Origin of the sequence: Plantactinospora sp. KLBMP9567, assembly GCF_033446045.1 — a bacterium.
In the GTDB taxonomy this organism is placed as follows: domain Bacteria; phylum Actinomycetota; class Actinomycetes; order Mycobacteriales; family Micromonosporaceae; genus Plantactinospora.
In genome coordinates this window covers 51,152-70,342 of record NZ_JAWQRR010000064.1, presented here as the reverse complement: position 1 = coordinate 70,342, position 19,191 = coordinate 51,152, and the positions used below count along the sequence as shown (strand labels likewise).

General features: G+C 66.7%; 12 protein-coding genes, 1 tRNA gene and 1 pseudogene. 8 read left to right on the top strand and 6 right to left on the bottom strand.

Features of this window, described 5'->3' with window-relative positions; all coding sequences use genetic code 11:
* Nucleotides 1–162 precede the first annotated feature (162 nt).
* Together R6Y94_RS43230 and R6Y94_RS43225 are read left to right on the top strand one after the other, a co-directional pair.
* Nucleotides 163–1,429: pseudogene (locus tag R6Y94_RS43230) on the top strand (IS701 family transposase).
* Between the two features lie 710 nt (nucleotides 1,430–2,139).
* On the top strand, nucleotides 2,140–4,611 hold the full coding sequence (locus tag R6Y94_RS43225) for a UvrD-helicase domain-containing protein (RefSeq protein ID WP_318403082.1): 2,472 nt from the start codon (nucleotides 2,140–2,142) through the stop codon (nucleotides 4,609–4,611).
* 123 nt (nucleotides 4,612–4,734) lie between these two features.
* Here the strand turns inward: R6Y94_RS43225 and R6Y94_RS43220 are convergent, their stop codons facing one another.
* The 3 genes from R6Y94_RS43220 to R6Y94_RS43210 all read right to left on the bottom strand — a co-directional run bounded on the left by R6Y94_RS43220 (nucleotide 4,735) and on the right by R6Y94_RS43210 (nucleotide 8,148).
* Nucleotides 4,735–5,643 carry a hypothetical protein gene (locus tag R6Y94_RS43220; protein ID WP_318403080.1) on the bottom strand — a complete coding sequence of 303 codons (909 nt, stop codon included), beginning with the start codon at nucleotides 5,641–5,643 and terminating at the stop codon, nucleotides 4,735–4,737.
* 194 nt (nucleotides 5,644–5,837) lie between these two features.
* Nucleotides 5,838–6,593: a DUF429 domain-containing protein gene (locus R6Y94_RS43215; protein ID WP_318403078.1), complete on the bottom strand. Its 756-nt coding sequence runs from the start codon at nucleotides 6,591–6,593 to the stop codon at nucleotides 5,838–5,840.
* A gap of 211 nt (nucleotides 6,594–6,804) precedes the next feature.
* Nucleotides 6,805–8,148, bottom strand: a complete 1,344-nt coding sequence (locus tag R6Y94_RS43210) for a hypothetical protein (protein ID WP_318403076.1) — start codon at nucleotides 8,146–8,148, stop codon at nucleotides 6,805–6,807.
* Nucleotides 8,149–8,506: 358 nt separating this feature from the next.
* Here R6Y94_RS43210 and R6Y94_RS43205 point away from each other — a divergent pair.
* Nucleotides 8,507–8,586: transfer RNA gene (locus R6Y94_RS43205), tRNA-OTHER, on the top strand.
* A gap of 333 nt (nucleotides 8,587–8,919) precedes the next feature.
* Here the strand turns inward: R6Y94_RS43205 and R6Y94_RS43200 are convergent.
* Complete coding sequence (locus R6Y94_RS43200; RefSeq protein ID WP_318403074.1) at nucleotides 8,920–9,651, bottom strand: hypothetical protein; 732 nt, start codon at nucleotides 9,649–9,651, stop codon at nucleotides 8,920–8,922.
* A gap of 387 nt (nucleotides 9,652–10,038) precedes the next feature.
* Between R6Y94_RS43200 and R6Y94_RS43195 the strand changes: the two genes are divergently transcribed.
* From R6Y94_RS43195 to R6Y94_RS43175, 5 genes are all read left to right on the top strand, one after another.
* On the top strand, nucleotides 10,039–11,355 hold the full coding sequence (locus R6Y94_RS43195; protein WP_318403072.1) for an ISL3 family transposase: 1,317 nt from the start codon (nucleotides 10,039–10,041) through the stop codon (nucleotides 11,353–11,355).
* Nucleotides 11,356–11,490: 135 nt separating this feature from the next.
* On the top strand, nucleotides 11,491–12,000 hold the full coding sequence (locus R6Y94_RS43190; RefSeq protein WP_318403070.1) for a DUF262 domain-containing protein: 510 nt from the start codon (nucleotides 11,491–11,493) through the stop codon (nucleotides 11,998–12,000).
* Between the two features lie 297 nt (nucleotides 12,001–12,297).
* On the top strand, nucleotides 12,298–12,840 hold the full coding sequence (locus tag R6Y94_RS43185) for a hypothetical protein (protein WP_318403068.1): 543 nt from the start codon (nucleotides 12,298–12,300) through the stop codon (nucleotides 12,838–12,840).
* On the top strand, nucleotides 12,765–13,292 hold the full coding sequence (locus tag R6Y94_RS43180) for a hypothetical protein (protein WP_318403066.1): 528 nt from the start codon (nucleotides 12,765–12,767) through the stop codon (nucleotides 13,290–13,292). The genes R6Y94_RS43185 and R6Y94_RS43180 overlap by 76 nt, the downstream gene beginning before the upstream one ends.
* Nucleotides 13,289–14,101 carry a CBS domain-containing protein gene (locus R6Y94_RS43175; protein WP_318403064.1) on the top strand — a complete coding sequence of 271 codons (813 nt, stop codon included), beginning with the start codon at nucleotides 13,289–13,291 and terminating at the stop codon, nucleotides 14,099–14,101. Before R6Y94_RS43180 ends, R6Y94_RS43175 begins: the two co-directional genes overlap by 4 nt.
* A gap of 13 nt (nucleotides 14,102–14,114) precedes the next feature.
* Here R6Y94_RS43175 and R6Y94_RS43170 read toward each other — a convergent pair whose 3' ends face one another.
* Both R6Y94_RS43170 and R6Y94_RS43165 read right to left on the bottom strand, forming a co-directional pair.
* A complete protein-coding gene (locus R6Y94_RS43170) occupies nucleotides 14,115–15,797 on the bottom strand; it encodes a serine/threonine-protein kinase (RefSeq protein ID WP_318403062.1) in 1,683 nt (560 codons plus the stop codon).
* Between the two features lie 123 nt (nucleotides 15,798–15,920).
* The gene (locus R6Y94_RS43165) at nucleotides 15,921–19,100 is read right to left on the bottom strand and encodes a type I restriction endonuclease subunit R (protein WP_318403060.1); all 3,180 of its coding nucleotides are present in this window, start codon (nucleotides 19,098–19,100) and stop codon (nucleotides 15,921–15,923) included.
* Between the last annotated feature and the right edge of the window lie 91 nt (nucleotides 19,101–19,191).

Genomic DNA, 19,191 nt, shown 5'->3' with positions numbered 1-19,191 from the left:
TAGTACGGCAGCCGCCGTTTGAGATCTTGCTGGTGTGCCGGGGTGGACGCGAGGCGGCCACCGCGTGATCGTCTGTGCGTTGTGGACACAACTTCAGATCTTGCGGTGGCCGCGTGCCACAGCGTAGCGGTTGGTCGGTGGGAGCGGGTGCTGGCCGAGGTGCTGGGATGCTTCGCGGGCCGGTTCGGGCGGGTGGAGCCGCGTCGGGCGGCGGGACAATTCGTGACCGGGCTGCTGTCTGACCTTGAGGTCAAGACGTGCTGGCAGTTGGCAGAGCAGGCCGGGCATGCCCGGCCGGACGCGATGCAGCGGTTGTTGTACCGGGCGGTATGGGACGCCGACGCCGTGCGCGACGATTTGCGGGCTCTGGCCGTCGACCGGTTCGGCGCCCCGGATGCGGTCTTGGCCGTCGATGAGACCGGCGACCTGAAGAAAGGGCGTTTACACGGTCGGGGTGCAGCGGCAGTACACCGGCACGGCAGGGCGGATCGAGAACAGCCAGGTCGGGGTGTTCCTGGGCTATGCGGGCGCCGACGGGCACACCCTGATCGACCGGCGGGTGTATCTGCCGGCGTCGTGGACCGACGACCGCGACCGCTGCCAGGCTGCCGGCGTGCCCGACGAGATCGAGTTCGCTACCAAGTCGGAGCTGGCCGCTGAGATGATCACTGCGGCTTTGGATGCCGGGGTGCCGGCCGGGTGGGCCGCGGCCGACGAGGCCTACGGCAACAGCAGCGTCTTCCGCGCACACCTGCGCGAGCATCAACTCGGCTATGTCCTGGCCGTGTCCCGCAGTCACCTGGTGCCGATCGACGGCGGCAAAACCCGCATCCGCGCCGACCGGATCGCCGCTGATCTGCCCGTCTCGGCGTGGCAGCGCCGCTCCGCCGGCGCCGGATCCAAGGGGCCGCGCTTCTACGACTGGGCCTGGCTCGACGACGTATGCACCGATGCTGACCCCGACGACGGCGGCCGGCACAGCCTGCTGATCCGCCGCAACACCAGCACCGGTGAGCTGGCCTTCTACCGCTGCTGGACCCCCAGACCGGCCACCCTCGCCCAGTTCGTGCGGGTCGCGGGCATCCGCTGGAGCATCGAAGAGAGCTTCCAAGCCGCCAAGAGCCAGGTCGGCCTGGACCAGCACCAAGTCCGCCGCTGGGACTCCTGGCACCGGTTCACCACCCTCGCCCTGGCCGCCCTCGCCGTCCTGGCGATCTGCGCCGCCGACGCCACCGACGACGACCCGGCCGACAGCGGACTGATCACGCTCACCGTCAACGAGGTCCGCCGCCTGATCAACGCCTGCATCATCCGCCCGATCAGCGACCTCGCCCACCGTTTGCATTGGTCAGGCTGGCGGCGACAGCATCAAGCCCGAGCCCGCCGAGCCCACTACACACGCCGCCTCAACCTCGAACTCCAACCATGATCCCGAACGGCGGCTGCCGTACTAGAGCCGGTGGGCTACTTACGTGGGGCGAGGCTATCCGGTGGTGGCCACAAGGGCGAGGGCGATGAGTCTTCGAGTAGATCCGCCCTGCGACGTAATCCCCTCGCCGGTGTAGATGGCGCAGCACCGGGTGCTCGCCGGGTGCTCGACCGCCATGGACGGGCACGAGGTTGGCTGGACCCAGCGGGACGGCGTTTCGACGAAATCAGGCAATAGTCGCGAATAAATGGACTCTCAGGGCGTCGGTGGGACACAACGACTCGATAAAGACCAACCTCTTAATCTGCGGGACTGCCTGGACTGGATGAGACGTGTGGGAGTGTGACTGACCTGGGAATCCTGTGCGGACTGTAGGCGTCGAAGCCGCTGGTCCAGGTGGGTCTCCCGGGGATGCATGCGCAAAGTCCGCGGGTCGACGGAGCACCAGGACCACGAAGACTGCCCCTGCTGACCACGAGAACGGAGCAGGGCAGGTGTTCTCGGCATCGCCGTCGAGATTCTTGGCCCTCCGAGTGCCTGGTGAGACTGCGGATCGCTTGGATGGCGGTAGCGGAGTGATCACACCGTGCTCGCTCCCGAAGTAGGCTCCACTGGTTCCGCGAGCAGCTTCCGGGCCGGTGCGGAGCAGTCCGAAGGTTTACAAAGGATGACGACGGTGTGAGCACGGGAATGAGTCCTGGAAGGGTCGTATGGACGTCAAGCCGACCGAGGAACAGTTCGCGGCCCGGGATACGTTCCTCGCGGGCAGGGAACTGGCCCTGGTGGCCGGGGCCGGCACCGGTAAGACCTCCACGCTGGTACTGATGGCCGGGGTCACCAGGAAGCGCGGCCTCTACGTGGCGTTCAACAAGGCGATCGCCGACGAGGCCAGGCAGCGCTTCGGAGCGAATGTCGACTGCCGTACCGCGCACTCGCTGGCACACCGCGCCGTCGGGCGGAACTACCAGGAACGCCTGAACCGGTCGGCCCGCATACCCTCAAAGGAGACCGCGCGGCTGCTGGGCATCCACCAGAATCTGTGGGTCAGCTCCCGTCCGATCACCTGCGGACACCAGGCACGCTTGGTGATGGGCATGATCCGTCGGTTCTGCTACAGCACCGACCGCCAGCTGATGGCCCGGCATCTCGAACGGGTCAACGGGCTGGACCCGGCGGCCCAGGACCACGTCGCCCGCGTGCTCCTGCCGTACGCGTGCCGAGCCTGGGACGACATCTGCTCACCGGACGGCAAACTTCGCTTCGAACATGATCACTATCTGAAGATGTGGGCGCTGACCGGGCCCACGCTCGCGGCGGACTTCGTCCTGCTCGACGAGGCGCAGGACACCAACCCGGTTCTGGAGGAGGTCTTCCTCGCCCAGAACGCGCAGCGGGTGTGCGTCGGCGACCCGGCCCAGCAGATCTACGCCTGGCGCAACGCGCGGGACGTGATGACCGGCTTCCCGGCGGATCACCTGTACCTGACGAAGTCGTTCCGTTTCGGCCCACGTATCGCCCGGACGGCCAACCAGTGGCTGCGGCACGCCGAGTCGGACCTGCAACTGACCGGGAACAGTGCCACCGACTCCCGCGTCGGCTCGGCGGCGGAGATCGATGCCGTGCTGTGCCGGGGCAACGCCGACGCGATGCAGGAAGTCCTCGGCTTCCTGGAGCGGGGCGTACCGGTCGCCCTCGCGGGCGGCGGTGGTGCGTTGCGGAACATCGCGCAGGCCGCCCAGGCTCTGAAGTCCGGTCGACGTACCACTCATCCGGAGCTTTTCCTGTTCACCTCTTGGGCCGACGTGCAGGAGTACGCCGAGAACGACACCGCCGGGCAGGACCTCAAGGCGATCGTGACGCTGGTCGACACCTACGGGCCGGACGTGATCATGGACGCGGTCGACCGTCTGACGGACGAGCGCACCGCGAAGGTCACCGTGTCCACCGCGCACAAGGCCAAGGGCCGGGAGTGGTCGCGGGTACGGATCGGCCACGGCTTTGCGGCACCGTCGGTCGACGACGACGGGAATCCCCGCCCGCTACGGGCCAGCGAGGCCCGCCTGATCTACGTGGCGGTCACCCGAGCCCGCGACCACCTCGACCCGGCGGGGATCACCTGGATCGACGACTACGAGAATGCCAACGAGGCGGCCGGCGACGGCACGGTGGCCGGGCGACCGATGATCGAGCTCAGCCTGACCCGCCAGCTGAGGCACCCGAACTCCCCGATGTCGCAGTTCTTGGCCCAGCACCTGCCACACAGCGCGGCCGTCGTGCAGGACTACCTCCGGCAGATCTGCGACCTGCCCCGCCCGGTGCAGCCACTCGACGTGAAATACCCCGACTGGTCGGCGCTCGGCCACGCCATCGACTTCCGGCTCAGGCTCTGCCTGGGTAGTCCGTTCGGTGAACCGGTCAACATCGGCGTTGACGCCCTCGGCAGCGGCATGCCCCTCCGAGGCGCACCCGCGCCACCCGTGCGGGAGGCCCTGCACCGGGCCGGACGCGACCTGATCTCCATGGTCGACGTGTACCTGAACGGCGACGACGGTCTCGATGAGGAGATCCTGGGCCGCCTGTGCTTCGTGGCCGCCTACTACGAGGACATCTACCGAACCGGTGAGATCCGCCGGTACAGCATGTTGACCGGCACCACCCCGGCCACCACGCTCGATAAGCTCCTGACGGCGGTCCCCGACTATGCCATCGAGGACATCAACCGGCAGTTGGCGATTGCCGAGGAGCCGTTCCGACCGTTCCTCGAACTGCCCGCCACCGCCCGGATCTGCGGTCCGACGTTCCTCGGCAGCCAGGACATCGGCGGAGCGGACGCCGACTTCATCCTCGACGGCCTGCTGCTGGACTGCAAGGCGGCCATTCAACCCCGCGGGTTGGGCCGCGACGAGATCTACCAACTCGCTGGCTACCTGCTGCTGGACTACGACGACTGGTACGGCATCGGCCGGGTCGGCCTGTACCTGTCCCGGCAGGGCACCCTCGTCACCTGGAGCGTGCCAGACTTCCTGCGCCGCCTCGGCACCACCGGACAGGTCGGTGACCTGCGCCGGCGGCTGCGGGAACACCTTCACCGCCAGCGCAGCGACCGCCGGACCACCAGCCCGCATCCGAACGGTGACGCCAGTTCGCTCAGGTCTGGAACAAGACCTGGCGCTCACTTCTAATCGATGTGTCGCATGCCGTTGGTGCTGCGGTGAACCACCCTGGGTTCGGAGACGTGGCATAACGGCGTCCGCACTCCTTGCTACGGAGCGATGATCCTCGTTGGCGCGGCCTTGGTCGATGCGCTATCCGACGTCCTGTGTCGTCGGCTGGACACCTCGGACTAGCGTCGACAGGAATCGGATGGAGTCCTCGACGCGATGCTTGATCGTCCGGAGGGTGGGGATGTCGAAGCGGCCTGCGGTGCCGTGCGTGCCCTTGTTGAACTGGGAAAATAGATTCATCACGTCGTTGACGTTCGTTTCCATGAAGTCGCCCAGAGCCTCGTAGCCGGCGCCGTTCAGGTCGAGCAGATAACCGATCTTCTCGCGCCTTGCGACCGCCTTACCGTCGGGTCCTCGCTCATAGTTCGGCTTGGCCCGCAGCACTGCGGCGTCGGGAGCCTTCATGTTGATCAGCTCCACGATAACCTCGCGGGCGCTGGTGCAGAAGTGCCGCGCCGCATCTGGATTGCGCGGGTTAATCGCGAATAGTGCGCCTTCCCATCGGTTGTGGAGGTCCCCCGACAGCACGGACAGCTCGTCGATGATCGACGTCTCCTCGATCTCCTCCGTCTCGGCGACCGTCTCGGTCAGGAGAGCGTTGGCGACCTGTGCGCTGTTGGCCGTCTCAGCTTCCGCTAGGTCAGCCAGCTCCTGCCCGCGCTCGTTCCACAGTTCGGATTGCTCATCAACCCGGGAGTACGCGGTGTGCAGCGCGATGGCGGAGGTCTGCACCGTAACGTAGCGGGTCGTTGAGCGCTGGCGGTTGAGTCGCGCAATCTCGGCGTTGAGCCGCTGCCGGTTGGAACGCACGCGTGCGTTGTGCGCCCGCACCTCGCGGTTGTGCTTGTCGACGGCGCGCTTCACCTCGCGGTTGTACGCCGCAGCCTCACGGTTGTAGTTGGTGACGGCCTGCTTCAGCTTGCGGTTGTAATCGTCGACCATGCGCTTGTACTGGGCAGGAGTAATTTTTCGTGGCACCTCGACCTCCAAACGTCCGCGCGCGAGGTTACGCCGACCGTATGACAGATTGCACGCTGCCACTGAAGGCGTCGCGGACCTGGCCGACACCCAACTCGTCTCGGCTCTTCGCGTCGCTGAACAGCTTGAACAGCTCACGCATCCGATTCTGATCATCATGGGAACTGTCCAACCCGCTCAATCCCGAGGCCATCAATACCCTCCGCTCATCCTTCTGTACCATCGATAAGATCGCTGAGCGGACCTGTCGGCAGCGCGATCCAGCCCTCGACACGTGCGACCGTCCGCTGCTCGTCGCTCGGCTGGACTGCCTTGCCGATCGCCGCGGCGCGCGCGTTCAAGGCAGCGATCACCGAGTCGAACGCGTCATGGCTGCGCCGACACAGCCCTTCAAGAACACCAAACTCCAGCCAGGGTGCGGCCTCGCAAAGCGCGGTAACCAGATCGGCATGCTGCACGTGCTGACCCAGGCCCTTGTAACCGCGGTACGCCAACCCCCAGCGGCACAGGGCCGCCGCCGGGTACACCTCCACGATCCTGCCGCCGCCGCAACGGTCGACGTCGTGTCCGGCGGCAGCGAGCATTGCCAGCAATCCGACGCAGCGGAAGGCGGCGTGAGCGATGCGGTCCGCGGCCACACTGAGCGGGATGATGCTGGTCTCCTCGCGGACCACCTCGTCCGTCAGCCGGTAAGCCAGGTGACGCCGCCACTGGGCGCCGTCGGCATCGGCATCGACGAGGTGGCCGATTCGATGGGCCTGCACGAGCGCGACGAAAGGCTCCGGCCAGCCGAGGGGGCAGTCCAGTCCGACCTTGTCAGCGTGCTCGCTGGCCTCGACGATGCGGGCATCGCTGACGTCGAGGACCAGGTCCCGCACGACCGCGCGGTCCGGCAGCCATTCGATCGTGGCCATCGCCGTACGCTTGTCCGCCGCTGCAAGGTCGACGCCGAGGGTCAGCACCGCACCACTCTAGGTGTCGCTAGCTTAGTAGGCATGGCTCGACCGACGGTCGTTAGCCGACGTTCAGCTGTATCCGGGCTCCGAGGTGCTGAGCCAGGGCTGGGCGCGGCGCTGTCGTTCACAGCGTGAGTTTCCGCGACACCCAGATGCTGGTTGTGAGCGTCCTCTTGCAGCTCCGACTCGAATGGGCCGCGCCGCTGACCGGGGCCGGTCATGCCCATGTCCTGTACTCGTCAGAGAAACAGGGCCACGGTCGGGTACCGGCCGGTACGTCGCCGCCGAGCATCAGGGCCACCTGGCGGGACCAGCTGCGCAGGTCAATGAATTCCAGCATTAGGCTTGCGATGGCCTCTGGGTTCAACGATGTGAACCATAGGCGGTTCCCGGTGGTGGCCGCGACGCGTAGCAGCGGCTTGGTCCAATCCTCAGTGCCGTCGAGTGGCTGCATCCACTCCGCGAGTACGCCGACATCGGCGAGCTGACGGATGATCGCGTCTGGGGACATGCAGACGAAGAAGAACATTGCGTCGGCGATGAGGCTGGCGGCGACGTCTGGCGCAAGTGGGTAGATCGCCCACGGTGGTCGAGCGGGCCAGCGGGCAGCCGAATCGAGGCTGGTCATCTTTAGGGTGTGTTCGGGCGACTGTATGCCGATTCTGCGTTGGCAGCGAGCGAGGTCGGCTGAGAAACGGGCACCGAAGGTGTCCTCGCGGTAGTACTGGGCGGCGGTGTACTGGCTCGCGGCGACGACGGCCCGGCCGGGGGACACGACGCCCGCCTGGATGCCGGTGCGTTCGTGTGCCAGCCCAAGCACCTCGCGCAGCCCGCGCAGGTTGGTGACGAGTGGGATCTGGGTGCGGACGGGGGTGATGCCGCTGGGCAGCGTCCCCTCATCGGCCAACACAGTCGAGGTGTCGATCAGAAGCTGATCCTGTTTCCTAATTCGGCGATTGCTGTTGGTCTTGACCTCGTGCAGCAGGACGCTGCCGTCGGCGCGGAACACGCTGAGGTCGCCTACCCGCAATGCGGCGGTGAGGTCGTGATGTAGCACGAACTCGCTGTTGTCGCGCCAGGCCGACGCGATGACCTCACGTTCTTTGGTCAGACCGTCCTTGCCGTGCATGATCCCTGGAGAGGCGTTGCGGGACAGGGCCATGATGACCCGCCGGTCGTACCCGAACGATCGCCACGCGAGGGCATCGCCGATCGACTTGAGCTGCCGCCAGATCCGTTCGTAGACCTCGTCCTCCAGCATCCACGAGTCGAGGTCCGACGGGTCCAAATCAGTGCCGAGGTCGGGCGCGCCTTGAGGGAGGGTACCGCCCGGCTTCCTGAGTCGCTTTACGACGCGGCTGATCTCGCTACGGCGCTGCTCGATCTCCAGTACCAACCGGAACAGCTGCTCCTGGAACTCATATAGGTCGGCAGCCAACCGACAACGACGCAGGTCGGCAATCAATTCGATCAAGGTCCGCAGACCCTGCTGATGACGCGGATGGGTCAAGATGACATCGATCTGATTGCCCGCTGCACGGTCCATCAACGAGTTACGCATTTTGCTCCCACGTCGGAGGTCGGAGCCACATCATCGGCAGCCGCATGGGTGATTCGCAAGCAGGATTCGTTCGGTGATCTCAGCACAGTCTTGGATCGCCTCGCTCGCTGCTTCGGCGGCGTGTACCGGGGCGGCGTGAAGGCCGCTGGGGTGGTTTGGGTGACGGTCAGATGGGGGGCGCCCACGCCGGGCGCTAGCAAATAGCGCCGTACCTCATCGCCCTCCCATCGGCGCAACCGGGCAGCATGGGTGCTCGTCGGGTGCTCGGTTGCCGTGGACGGGCCGAGGTTAGCTGGACCCATCGGGACGCTGTCTCGATCAAAGAGGGCAATAATCGCGAACAGGTGGACTTTAGGGTGCGCCGCTGGACTGGGTGACTCAACCAAGATCAGGCTCTTAATCCGCGGGTTCGGGGTTCGAGTCCCTGGCGGCGCACCAACGATCAAGGCTCTGACCTAGGGTTTCGCGCTGGGTCCGAGCCTTTTTCGTGTCCCGTGCCGTGGCCAGGTGTTCGACGGGTGCTCGGGAGCCGTTGGACGGATACCGCTGGCGTGGGATTGCCTGCGCTGTCGTGGACAGGCCGGAGAATGAGCGCCCGACGTCCCAGGCCGTCAGTCCTGATCATCAGTAGCCGCGTGCGACTCCTAGGCGAGCCGGGCCGCTGTCTCGAACGCCGCCGTCCAAGGGTAGACGCGTTGCCACGCCCGTAGGTGCCGTAGTCGACTCCGTTGGCGGCGGCGGGGGTGCTCGATGCTTTCAGCACATCAAGGGTCAGTCACGCGGGTCCTCGGACGTTGGCGGAGTGCTGCACGTCAGCGATGGCCATGACGTGGGTGGTGGGCCAAATGCGCGCCGACTGGCCCGCACAGCCAGAGTGGCGAGGGCAGCGTTGGCGCCACCACCGATCACCGCGCCGATACCGAACGGCGCCACCCGACCGAGAACGATGATTCCCTGTTTGGTCCCGTACTTCGTGACGAAGTGTTTTCCCAAGATCCCGTTGATCTGACGCAACGTCTCGACAGGCACCTTGGCGACAACCTGACGTCCCCAGTGTTGCCCCGTACGCTCGGCGACTTTGGCAATGGTGGCGGAGCCGGACCCGCCGAGCATGATTCCCATCACGATCGTTCGGCGGCGTTCGATCTCGTCGATGCGAACCCCGTGGACCTCGGCGACCGAGAGCGCGAAGAGGGCGCTCAGCTCAAGAGATGAGAGAGCCTCGCCGGCCGACAGTGCCAGTGCGACGCCTGTGCCGACGCCGGGCGCCGCTGCAGCTCCGCCAACCGCCGCGCCAGTCCCGGTCAAGGCGCTGACGTACATCCGTTCCAGATTGCGGATTACCTGTGCTGGTGTCGCTTCCGGATTTCGCTGGCGGGCCCGGGCGATGTTCTTGCTCACCAGCGGGCCCTGGACGGCGATCGCCTTATCGACGAGGTCGAGGACCCGCTGCCCACGTACGGCTGCTTCCGGAATCGGTCCGTCGTGGGCGCCTGTCGCCATGCCTTGAACTCCTTGAGCCGTCGGGTCCCAGCTGAGTCCCCCATTCGACCAGCCGAGTGGCCGTTGCGCTAGACGATTGAACGGTGGACGTCGTACTGCCTGTGAGTTCCATCGAGGACACCTGGACGGCCACACCTGTTGGGCTTCACGTCGAGCTTGTCGCGAACCTGGCCCGTCTCGTCGAGAACCGATCCAATTCGATCACGGCGGTTGGTACTCAGTTGCCGAGCTGCCGGGAGCGGTCCGGCATGCGCGCCTGTGCTATGGCGGCTCTTCGAAGTTGAGCGGGGTTCGCGGGTGATGGCGACCCGGAGATAAGGGGCTCGCAGCCCATCGGTGATCATCTGAGTGTCTAGTTCGGATGGTCACAAGTGAAGAGCTGCGAGCATGGTCAACGATACGACCCGGCTGCTGGGCCTGGATGGCCTGGTAGCCGAGCGGGTCGAGGTGGACGCCGGCGGTGTCCCCGTGGTGGATCTGTCCACCGGTTGTGAGCAGGCGCGATGCTGCCCGAAGTGCGGGCAGCGAGCGGTCCGGGTGAAGCAGTGGACCACGACCCGGCCGCGGGATCTGCCGGTCGCCGGGCGGCCGGTGCGGCTGCGCTGGCGTAAACGGCGCTGGTACTGCCCGACGCCGGCCTGCCCGCGCAAGTCGTTCACCGAGCAGGTCGCCCAGGTCCCGGCCCGATCACGGCTGACCATGCGGTTGCGGCAGGCGGCGGGCGCGGCGGTCGTTGACGGCGGGCGCACGATCGTGCAATCGGCCCGCGATCACGACGTCTCCTGGCCGGTCGTCGCGGACGCATTCACCGCGCATGCGAACCGTGTGTTGCCGGCCGAGCCGCAGCCGGTCGCGGTACTCGGCATCGACGAGGTCCGCCGCGGCAAACCGCACTGGATCTGGGACGAACAGGCCGGCTCGTGGACGGTCACGGCTGACCGCTGGCACGTCGGCTTCTGCGACCTGTCCGGCGGCCAAGGCTTGCTCGCCCAGGTCGAAGGCCGCACCACCGCCGCAGTCACCGGCTGGCTGGCCGCCCGCTCACTGGCATGGCGCGCACAGGTCGAGGCGGTCGCGATCGACATGTGCAGCGTGTTCAAGGCCGCGATCCGGCAGGTCCTGCCGCATGCGCTGCTGGTCGTCGATCACTTCCATGTCGTGCGACTGGCCAACCGGGCCGTCACCGAGGTCCGCCGCCGCGTCACCCTCAGCCAGCACGGACGCCGCGGCCGCGGCAGCGACCCTGAGTGGCGGATGCGGAACCGGCTGACCCGATCGGCGGCACGCATGAGCGGCAAACACGTCGACCGACTGGCCGATACCCTCCAAGCGCTGCCCGCCAAGATCGGCGCCCCGATCCTGGCAGCGTGGAACGCGAAAGAGGATCTACTCGACCTGCTCGCGACCGCCCGCACCCGGCCCGACCGCGAACTCGTCCATCGGCTGTTGCACCGTTTCTACACCCGCTGCGCCACCTCTGAACTGCCCGAACTTCACCGGCTCGCCACCACGATCGAAACCTGGTGGCCACAGATCCACGCGTTCCTGACCACCGGCATCACCAACGCCGGCAGCGAAGGCACCAACCGCGTCATCAAAACCGTCGCCCGCGACGCCTACGGCTTCCGCAACCCCGAAAACCAGCGGCTACGCACCCACACCGCGACAACCCGACGCCACCGCGGACACCTCAACCCCGCTTAACTTCGAAGAGCCGCTATGGCGCCTCCGATGTCGACGGATCGCCGCCGAGCGGTCCTGCCTCTGGGCGGCTTGACGCCAGGATCGAGAAATCGATAGCATCGCCGGCCGCGCTCAGCGGACATTCAAGGAGACGTCGTGGCGCTGGACAGTCCTAAGCTCCAGAAAGTCCTGGAAGAGATCAAGAACGGTGTGATCCAGCTTCCCGACTTCCAACGCGAGTGGAAGTGGGACGACCAGCGAATACGCGAGTTGATCGCGACGGTGACCCTGGACTATCCACTCGGTGTCGTGATGACCTTGGAGACCGGCGGCTCGTCGCCGTTCCGGGCGCGTCCGCTCACCGGAGCGGAGGATGCCGGCACTGCCACCCCTGGTCTGCTGCTCCTCGATGGTCAACAACGGCTGACCTCGCTGTTCCAGTCGCTGCACCTCGCCCGACCGGTCGGACGGTCGACGACCGGAACAAGGAACTCAGGCGCTGGTACTACGTCGACATCGTCAAGGCCGTCGGCTCACCCGCGGACAGGGACGACGCCATCGTTTCCGTACCCGAAGACCGCATGCTGCGCTCGGACTTCGCCCGAAGGGTGGATCTCGTCTTCCGCAGCACCGAGATGGAATGCCGGGCCGCGTACTTCCCGCTGAGCCAGGTCTTCGACGGCGACAAGATGACGGCCTGGCAGCGAGAGTTTGTCAGCATGGACGCTGGCAACTGGAACCTGTGGGCTCAGTTCTCGCAACAGGTGTTGAACAACATCTGGTCCTTCCAGATTCCCATGATCAGACTCGGTGCCTCGACTACCAAGGACGCTGTGTGCTCGGTGTTCGAACGGGTGAACACCGGCGGCGTCCCGTTGAACGTCTTCGAACTGCTGACCGCGACCTACGCGGGTGACCAGGAATACGAGCGTGAGCAGGGGGACCCACTACCGCCTCCCAGACGTGTGGCACGACATCAAGAAGAGGCTGGCTACCTCCTATCCGGTCTTCGGACGTCTCGAGTACGGCCTCACCGACGGACTCAGCAGCAGCGACTTCCTTCAGGCCGTCACGCTGGTCGTCACCTGGGAACGGAAGCAGAACAGGCGGGTGGCCGGCGTCGCCTGCAAGCGGCGTGATCTGCTGGGCCTCCCGCTCGACGACTTCCGTCGCGTCGCGCCCCAGGTCGCGGACGCATTCGAATGGGTGGGCGAGTTCCTGAATCGGCAATGCATCGTCCGCTCCGCCGACCTGCCCTACCGGACCCAGCTCGTGCCCTTGGCGGCGGTCCGCACCATCCTCGGCGAGAGAACCGACGAGCCGGAGCTACTGGAGCGCATCGTGCGCTGGTACTGGTGTGGCGTTCTCGGTGAGATGTACGGCGGTTCGACGGAGAGCCGGTTCACCCGGGACGTCGAGCAGCTCATCGCGTGGGCGCAGGGTTCGGGGGCACACCCGACACGATCACTGAAGCGGCCTTCCTCTCCGACCGCCTTGACAGCCTGATCACTCGTAACAGCGCCGCCTACAAGGGCATCTACGCCCTCCTGATCAAGCAGGGGGCGGTGGACTGGCATCACAGCGAGGCTCCGTTTACGCCTGGAACCCTGGTACAGAACTCCGTCGACATCCACCAGGTCTTTCCAAAAGCGTGGTTCGCCCGGCACGCTGGTCAGGATCGGCGCGGCAATTCCATCGTCAACAAGACTCCGCTGTCGTACCGGACCAGCCGGAGCATGACCGGCTCGCCTTCGGCGTACCTCAAGGTGCTGGCACAGGAGTCTGGTACCCGGCCTGAACGGTTCGACGACGTCATCGCGACCCACCTGATCGACCCCGCGACGTTGCGGCACGATGACTTTGAAGGCTTCTACGCCGACCGCTCCAAGCGGCTGCTCGAGCTGGTGAACGAGGCAATGGGTAAGCGTACGGTCTTCCGCGACCAGTCAGATCGGTGACGACAGTGATCACCCAGCCACCTACGCCGCAGCAGATAGGTGCACTCAAGGGCAAGAAGCTGCCGGTCTCCGAGCTACTTGCCATGTTCGGCGTCCGTGTACGCAACCACCAGACAGTCCCGGTCATCGTCGACGCGTTGCGGCAGGTCGGCCTTGACACCGTCCCGTCCTTCACCACCTGCAATCTCGGGGCAAACGTGTTCGTGGTCGCCGCGGAGAAAGCAGACGCGACCGAGGCGGAGGTCGAGGAGGAGGACTTCCAGCCCGGGACGCTGCCGCAGCAGTCGTTCAAGATCGGAGACGTTCCCTCCGCCCGTGCCGGAGTCGACTCCGTCCCGTCGACCGCACCACTCCACCACGCCATCCACATGATGCGCCAGAAGAACTACTCCCAACTACCCGTCATCGACGGGACTTCCCATCTCAAAGGCGTCATCACCTGGAGCGCTGTCGCCGCCTGCTACGAGCAGGGGAAGACACCCAGCCTCGGCACCACGATGTTGACAGACGACCTTCCGGTCGCCGAAGTTCATCAGGCACTCTTTCCCCATCTGACAGCCGTCGCCGAACATGGCTACGTCCTCGGGTTGTTGGACGGTGAGCAGTCCAACAAGGAGTTGCGGGCCAACGCCGACAAGAACTGGGCTACCCTCGGCTGGAGCAGTGTGAACCGGCCGCATTTTGTATACCAGCTGGATCAGGTGCGACGCATTCGCAACCGGATCGCCCATTTCGACGACACGCCGCTTACGCCAGAACAGATTGATGAGCTCATGCAGTTCTCCGGCCTGCTCAAACAGTTCATTTAGCTGACGATCGAGGTCACACGCACGGCCAGTGCTTGGTTGTGGGCTGACGCTCCGGGCCGGCGGAGTGGCGTTCATCGTCGCGTGGCGTCGGTAGCTCCGGCTGCGCCATGTTCCCCGCAAGTCGGAGTCGGGTCAGGATGTCCCCGATCTCGTGAGTTTCCTCGTGGTCCGGCCCATACAAGACCAGGAGATCTTCGTGTAGCGGGACGAGTTCGGCCTCTGCCTGCTCGACGTCCCGCTCGGCGAGCAACAGCATGGCAATGTCGCGGCGCAGTTCCAGAGCGGTACGGGAGGCATCGCCCTCGGCCGTGCGTACCTGGGCCAGGACCTCGCGGAACTGACGTAGTGCGATCGTGGACTGGCCGAGGTTGGCACGGCAGAGGGCCGCCTGCCGGAGGCAGGCCATCGCCTCGTCGCTTTTCGGTCCTCTCGTCCGGGTGAACGCTCCGACGAGCGCGTCGAACTCGGGCAGTGCCTCGCGAAAGTCGCCTCCGACGACGAGAACCGCCGCCCGGCGTTGACGCAACTGCAGTACGCGCGGGCTTTCCCGCCCCAGTTCGGCAGTGGCCGGCTCGATGACCTGGCGCAGCGCCTCGGCGGCCTGGGTGTAGCGGTCGTCGTCAAGCAGGTCGTTCGAGTACGCGACAGCCTCGTCGATCAGGTCCCGTAGTGCCGTGCCGGCGGTGGTGTCCGACCCCTGGGGCGGGACCGACGGCTGCGCCAGGGCGGCCGACCCGGGTGGGAGACGAGTTGGTTCGCTGCGCGGGCGGGGGGCGTTGGGGCGACGGTAGAGCAGCGTCGGGTCCGGTACGTCCGCAGGCTGCACCACCGTCGACGGCATGGCGCCGGGCAGCGGGAGAAAGGGCAGCAGTTGCTCGTAGACCTCGTAGGCATCGCTCGGCCGCTGCTCCGGTGCCTTCGCGGTGAGCCGGAGTACCAGCTGTTCGATCTCGTCGGGCAGGTCGGCGCGGAGTTTCCGCAGTGGCACGGGGGCCTGGGAGACGTGCTGGAGCATGAGCCGGAACGCGTTGTCACCGTCGAACAACGGTTTGCCGGCCAGCAGCTCGTGTAGCACGCAGCCGAGGGCGTACAGGTCGCTCTGCGGGGTTATCTGCGCGCCGCGAACCTGCTCGGGCGGCATGTACCGGTGGCTGCCGAGAACCTGGCCGGTCACTGTGAGCCGGGTGACGTCGGTACGCAGGATCGCGGCGATGCCGAAGTCGAGCACCTTCACGGTCCCGGTCTCGGTCACCAGGACGTTCTCGGGCTTGAGGTCGCGGTGCACGACGGGGATGGCATGGGCGTGCGACAGCACCGTGCAGATCTGCGCGGCGACCGCAACAGCCCAGCTGACCGGCAGCGGTTGCCCCGGCGTGAGGTAGGCCCGCAGTGACGTGCCGGGCACGTACTCCATGACCAGGTAGACCCGGTCGTACGACTCGTCGAGTACCGCGTCGTACACCTGTGGCACGCCGTGGTGCTGGATGCGCGCCGTGACGCGGGCCTCGCGCCGGAAGCGTTTCGCGAACTCCTCGGCGGCTTCGACCGAGGCGATCACGTCGGTCCGGATCAGCTTCACGGCGATCTCGCGGTCGAGCACGGCATCATAGCCGCGCCAGACCTGGCCCATGCCACCCGAGCTGATCTGCTCGACCAGTTCGTAACGGTCGGCGATCGGCTCTGGCCGCACTGCCACCCCTCCAGCGTTCGGCTATGTCCGCTGCGGAGAACAGTCTTCCCTCCGGCACGACAGCAGTCCAGAGCCACCGGGTCACCGAACGTAGACGGGTGGCCCGTTTCTCCGGGCCGATGGTGGACGTCAGGCCGCGTCGTCCGTGACGCCTTCCTGCTGGCGGATCATCCGCCAGGCGGCGCTGCGGGCGCTGCGGTTGAGCGAGCTGCGGAAGTCGCGGTCAGGCCCGAAGTACTTGCGGCCGAGGTCGGCGACGGTGTCGAAGTGGTCCATCATCTTCTCTTCGAAGACCGGCTCGAAGACGTGGCCGAAGTTCTCCTCGTCGTCGTTGGCGACAGCGGCGAGCCGTACCTTCGGATCGGCGACCGCCTCGTTGAAGGGCGTGACCACGTCCTCGTCGGTGAAGCTGGTGCCGAACCGTTCGTTGAACCGCTCGATCAGCTCGGAGAGCAGCGACTTCTCCGGCTCCTTCGCACCGCCGGCACCGTCGCCGAAGCCTGGCATCTCGGCCGGACCTTCCGGGTTGAGGCTGATGTTGTGCTCGCCGGTCTTCTCCACCCGCAGGTGGCTCAGGTCGACCTCGCCGATGTCGACGCCGCCGTCGCCGAGCCGGGGCAGCTTGTTGAGCAGATGCCGGCCGTAGAGGTAGAGCCGTTCGAGGTCCGGGTCGGCGTAGGGGACGATCTGGGCGAGGAAGCCGTACTTGCGGACGTAGTCGTTCAGGTCGGCCCGGAACGCTTCGGCGCTGTCCCGGTCCTCCTCGTCCTCGCCGTGCAACAGCGCGGCGAAGCGCTCGACGGCGGGGGCGAGGTGCCGGTACAGCTCGGCGTGCAGCTTCGCCCACTTCGCGGTGTTGCCGGCGGCCTGCTCCTCGGCCGCCAGGTACGCCTCGACGAGCGCCCGCATCTCCGCCTCGACCAGCAGCGATCGGGACATCACCCGGCTCTGCGCGGTGTAGAGCAGGTTCGGGTCCGAGGGCAGCGTCTCGGCCTCCTCGAAGTACGGCCGGAACGCCTCCTTGATCTCCTCGGCGTCATTGACGAAGTCCAGCACCGCCAGGTCACCCTGACTCTTTCGTTCGGCGGTGCGGTTGAGCCGGGAGAGGGTCTGCACCGCGGAGATGCCGGCGAGCTTCTTGTTGACGTACATGGTGGTGAGCAGCGGCTGGTCGAAGCCGGTCTGGTATTTCTCCGCGACCACCAGGATCCGGTACTCGCGCTGCCCGGCGGCGGTGCCGGCGCGGGCGCTCCGGTCGTCGGCGCGGGCGTAGCCGAACGCCTTGGGCAGGGACTTCTCCGGCAGCCCGCCGTTCTCCTTCGACTCCGTGACCTCCTCGCCGTCGTAGCTGAGGGTGCCGGAGAAGGCGACCAGGACGCCCGGGTCGGGGTAGTCGCGGTCGCCGAGGTACCGCTTGATGGCCCGGGACATCTGCACCGCGCTGTGCCGGGAGGCGGTGACCACCATCGCCTTGGCCCGGCCGCCGAGCCGACCGGCGGTGTGCGCCCGGAAGTGCTCGACGACGATTTGCGCGTGTTGGGCCACCGTGGACGGATGGGTCACCGCGTACCGGGCAAGTTCCTTGTTCGCCTTGGAAGAGTCGACCTCGCGTTCGTCCGGCTTCTGGCTGATCAGCTTCCAGTACGTGGCCCAGGTGACGTAGTTGCGCAACGGGTCGAGGATGAAGCCCTCCTCGATCGCCTGCCGCATCGAGTACGTGTGGAACGGGTGGTATTTGCCGTCCTCGCCGAGGGTGCCGAAGAGTTCGAGGGTCTTGTGCTTCGGCGTGGCGGTGAAGGCGAAGTAGGAGAGGTTGCCGCTGCGCTGCCGCCTGCGTGCGCTTGCCGCCAGCTTCTCGTCGGTGGTCTGCGGCCCGGCGGCGCTGGCGGCGCCCGCGTCGTCGGAGTCGGTGTCGAGGCCGAGGTCGCGCAGCACCCGGCGGACGTCGGTGGCGGCGTCGCCGGACTGTGACGAGTGCGCCTCGTCCACGACGATCGCGAACCGGCTGCCCCGGATCTCGGTCGGGCTGCGCCTCAGGTAGTCGACCAGGGCGGGGAAGGTCTGCAGGGTGACCGTGACGATCTTGCCGGTTTCCTGGGAGAGCGCCTTGGCGAGCTGTTCGGATTTGGCGCCGTAGTTCTCGTCGATCGTCACGACGAGCCCGGCGGTCTGCTCGAAGCTGCCGACGGTGTCCCGGAGCTGGGCGTCGAGGTTGCGCCGGTCGGTGATGATGACGATCTTGTCGAAGACCGGCGTGCCGGGCCGGAGGCCGGCGGCGAGCGCGTCCGTGTCGAGCGCGGCCGGATCGGTCGGGGTGTGCAGCGACGAGAGCCGGTGCGCGAGCCAGGCGATGGTGTTCGATTTGCCGGAGCCGGCCGACGCCATCACCAGGTAGTTCTGCCCGGCGCCGTGCCGGGCGGCGTGCGCGGTCAGCTGCTTCACCGCGTGCCACTGGTGATAACGCGGGAAGATCAGGACCTTTCGGGTACGCCCGTCCGCGCCCTTTTCCTGGTGCAGGTGGGCGAAGCGTTCCAGCAGGTCGAGCCAGTTGTCCCGCTGCCAGATCTCCTCCCAGAGGTAGGAGGTGGCGTACTTGCCGAACTCGGTGGCGGGCGGGTTGCCCTTGCCGCCGGGGCGTCCCGGTCCGGCGCTGCCGGTGTTGAACGGCAGGAACCGCGTCTTCGTGCCACGGAGCTGGGTGGCGACGAAGACCAGGTCGGGGTCGACGGCGAAGTTCGCGATCACCCGGCGCGAGAAGATCAGCTCGGTGGGGTCGCGCTCGGTCCGGTACTGCTCCTTGGCGTGCTCGACGCCGGAGCCGGTGAGCGGGTTCTTCAGTTCGGCGGTGGCGACCGGAATGCCGTTGAGGAAGAGCGTCAGGTCGAGTTCGTTGCCCCGGTCGGCCTGCTTGGTCGCGTACGCCAGCTCTCGGACCACGGTGAGCCGGTTGTGCCGGTAGTCCGTCAGGATCGCGTCCGATTCGACGAACGACGGCCGGAAGTACGCGAGCCGGATCCGTATCCCGTGGTCCTTGACGCCGTTGCGGAGTACGTCGAGCAGCCCGTCGCTGGCGATCGCCTGGTCGAGCCGCTTGGCGAAGCCGCGCTCGGCGTCGGCTGGGTCGCCGCCGTAGTAGGTGACCAGGTCAGCCCACTCGTCGGGCTGGGTCGCCCCGATGAAGGTGAAGAGCTGGTAGGTGTCGAGTCCGAGTTCGGGCCGGTAGTCAGCCTTGCTCCCCTCCGCCCAGCCGTTGTCGAGCAGGGCGGCGACGATCGCGTCGCCGAAGACCCGTTCGTGGTAGACCGCCATCTCGCCTCCCGCACCGGGTCCGCGTAACGGCCGGACCCCCCGCTGGAGCCTACTGCGCCGCGACCACCCGGGTCCGTGGTCCGACGTCGGC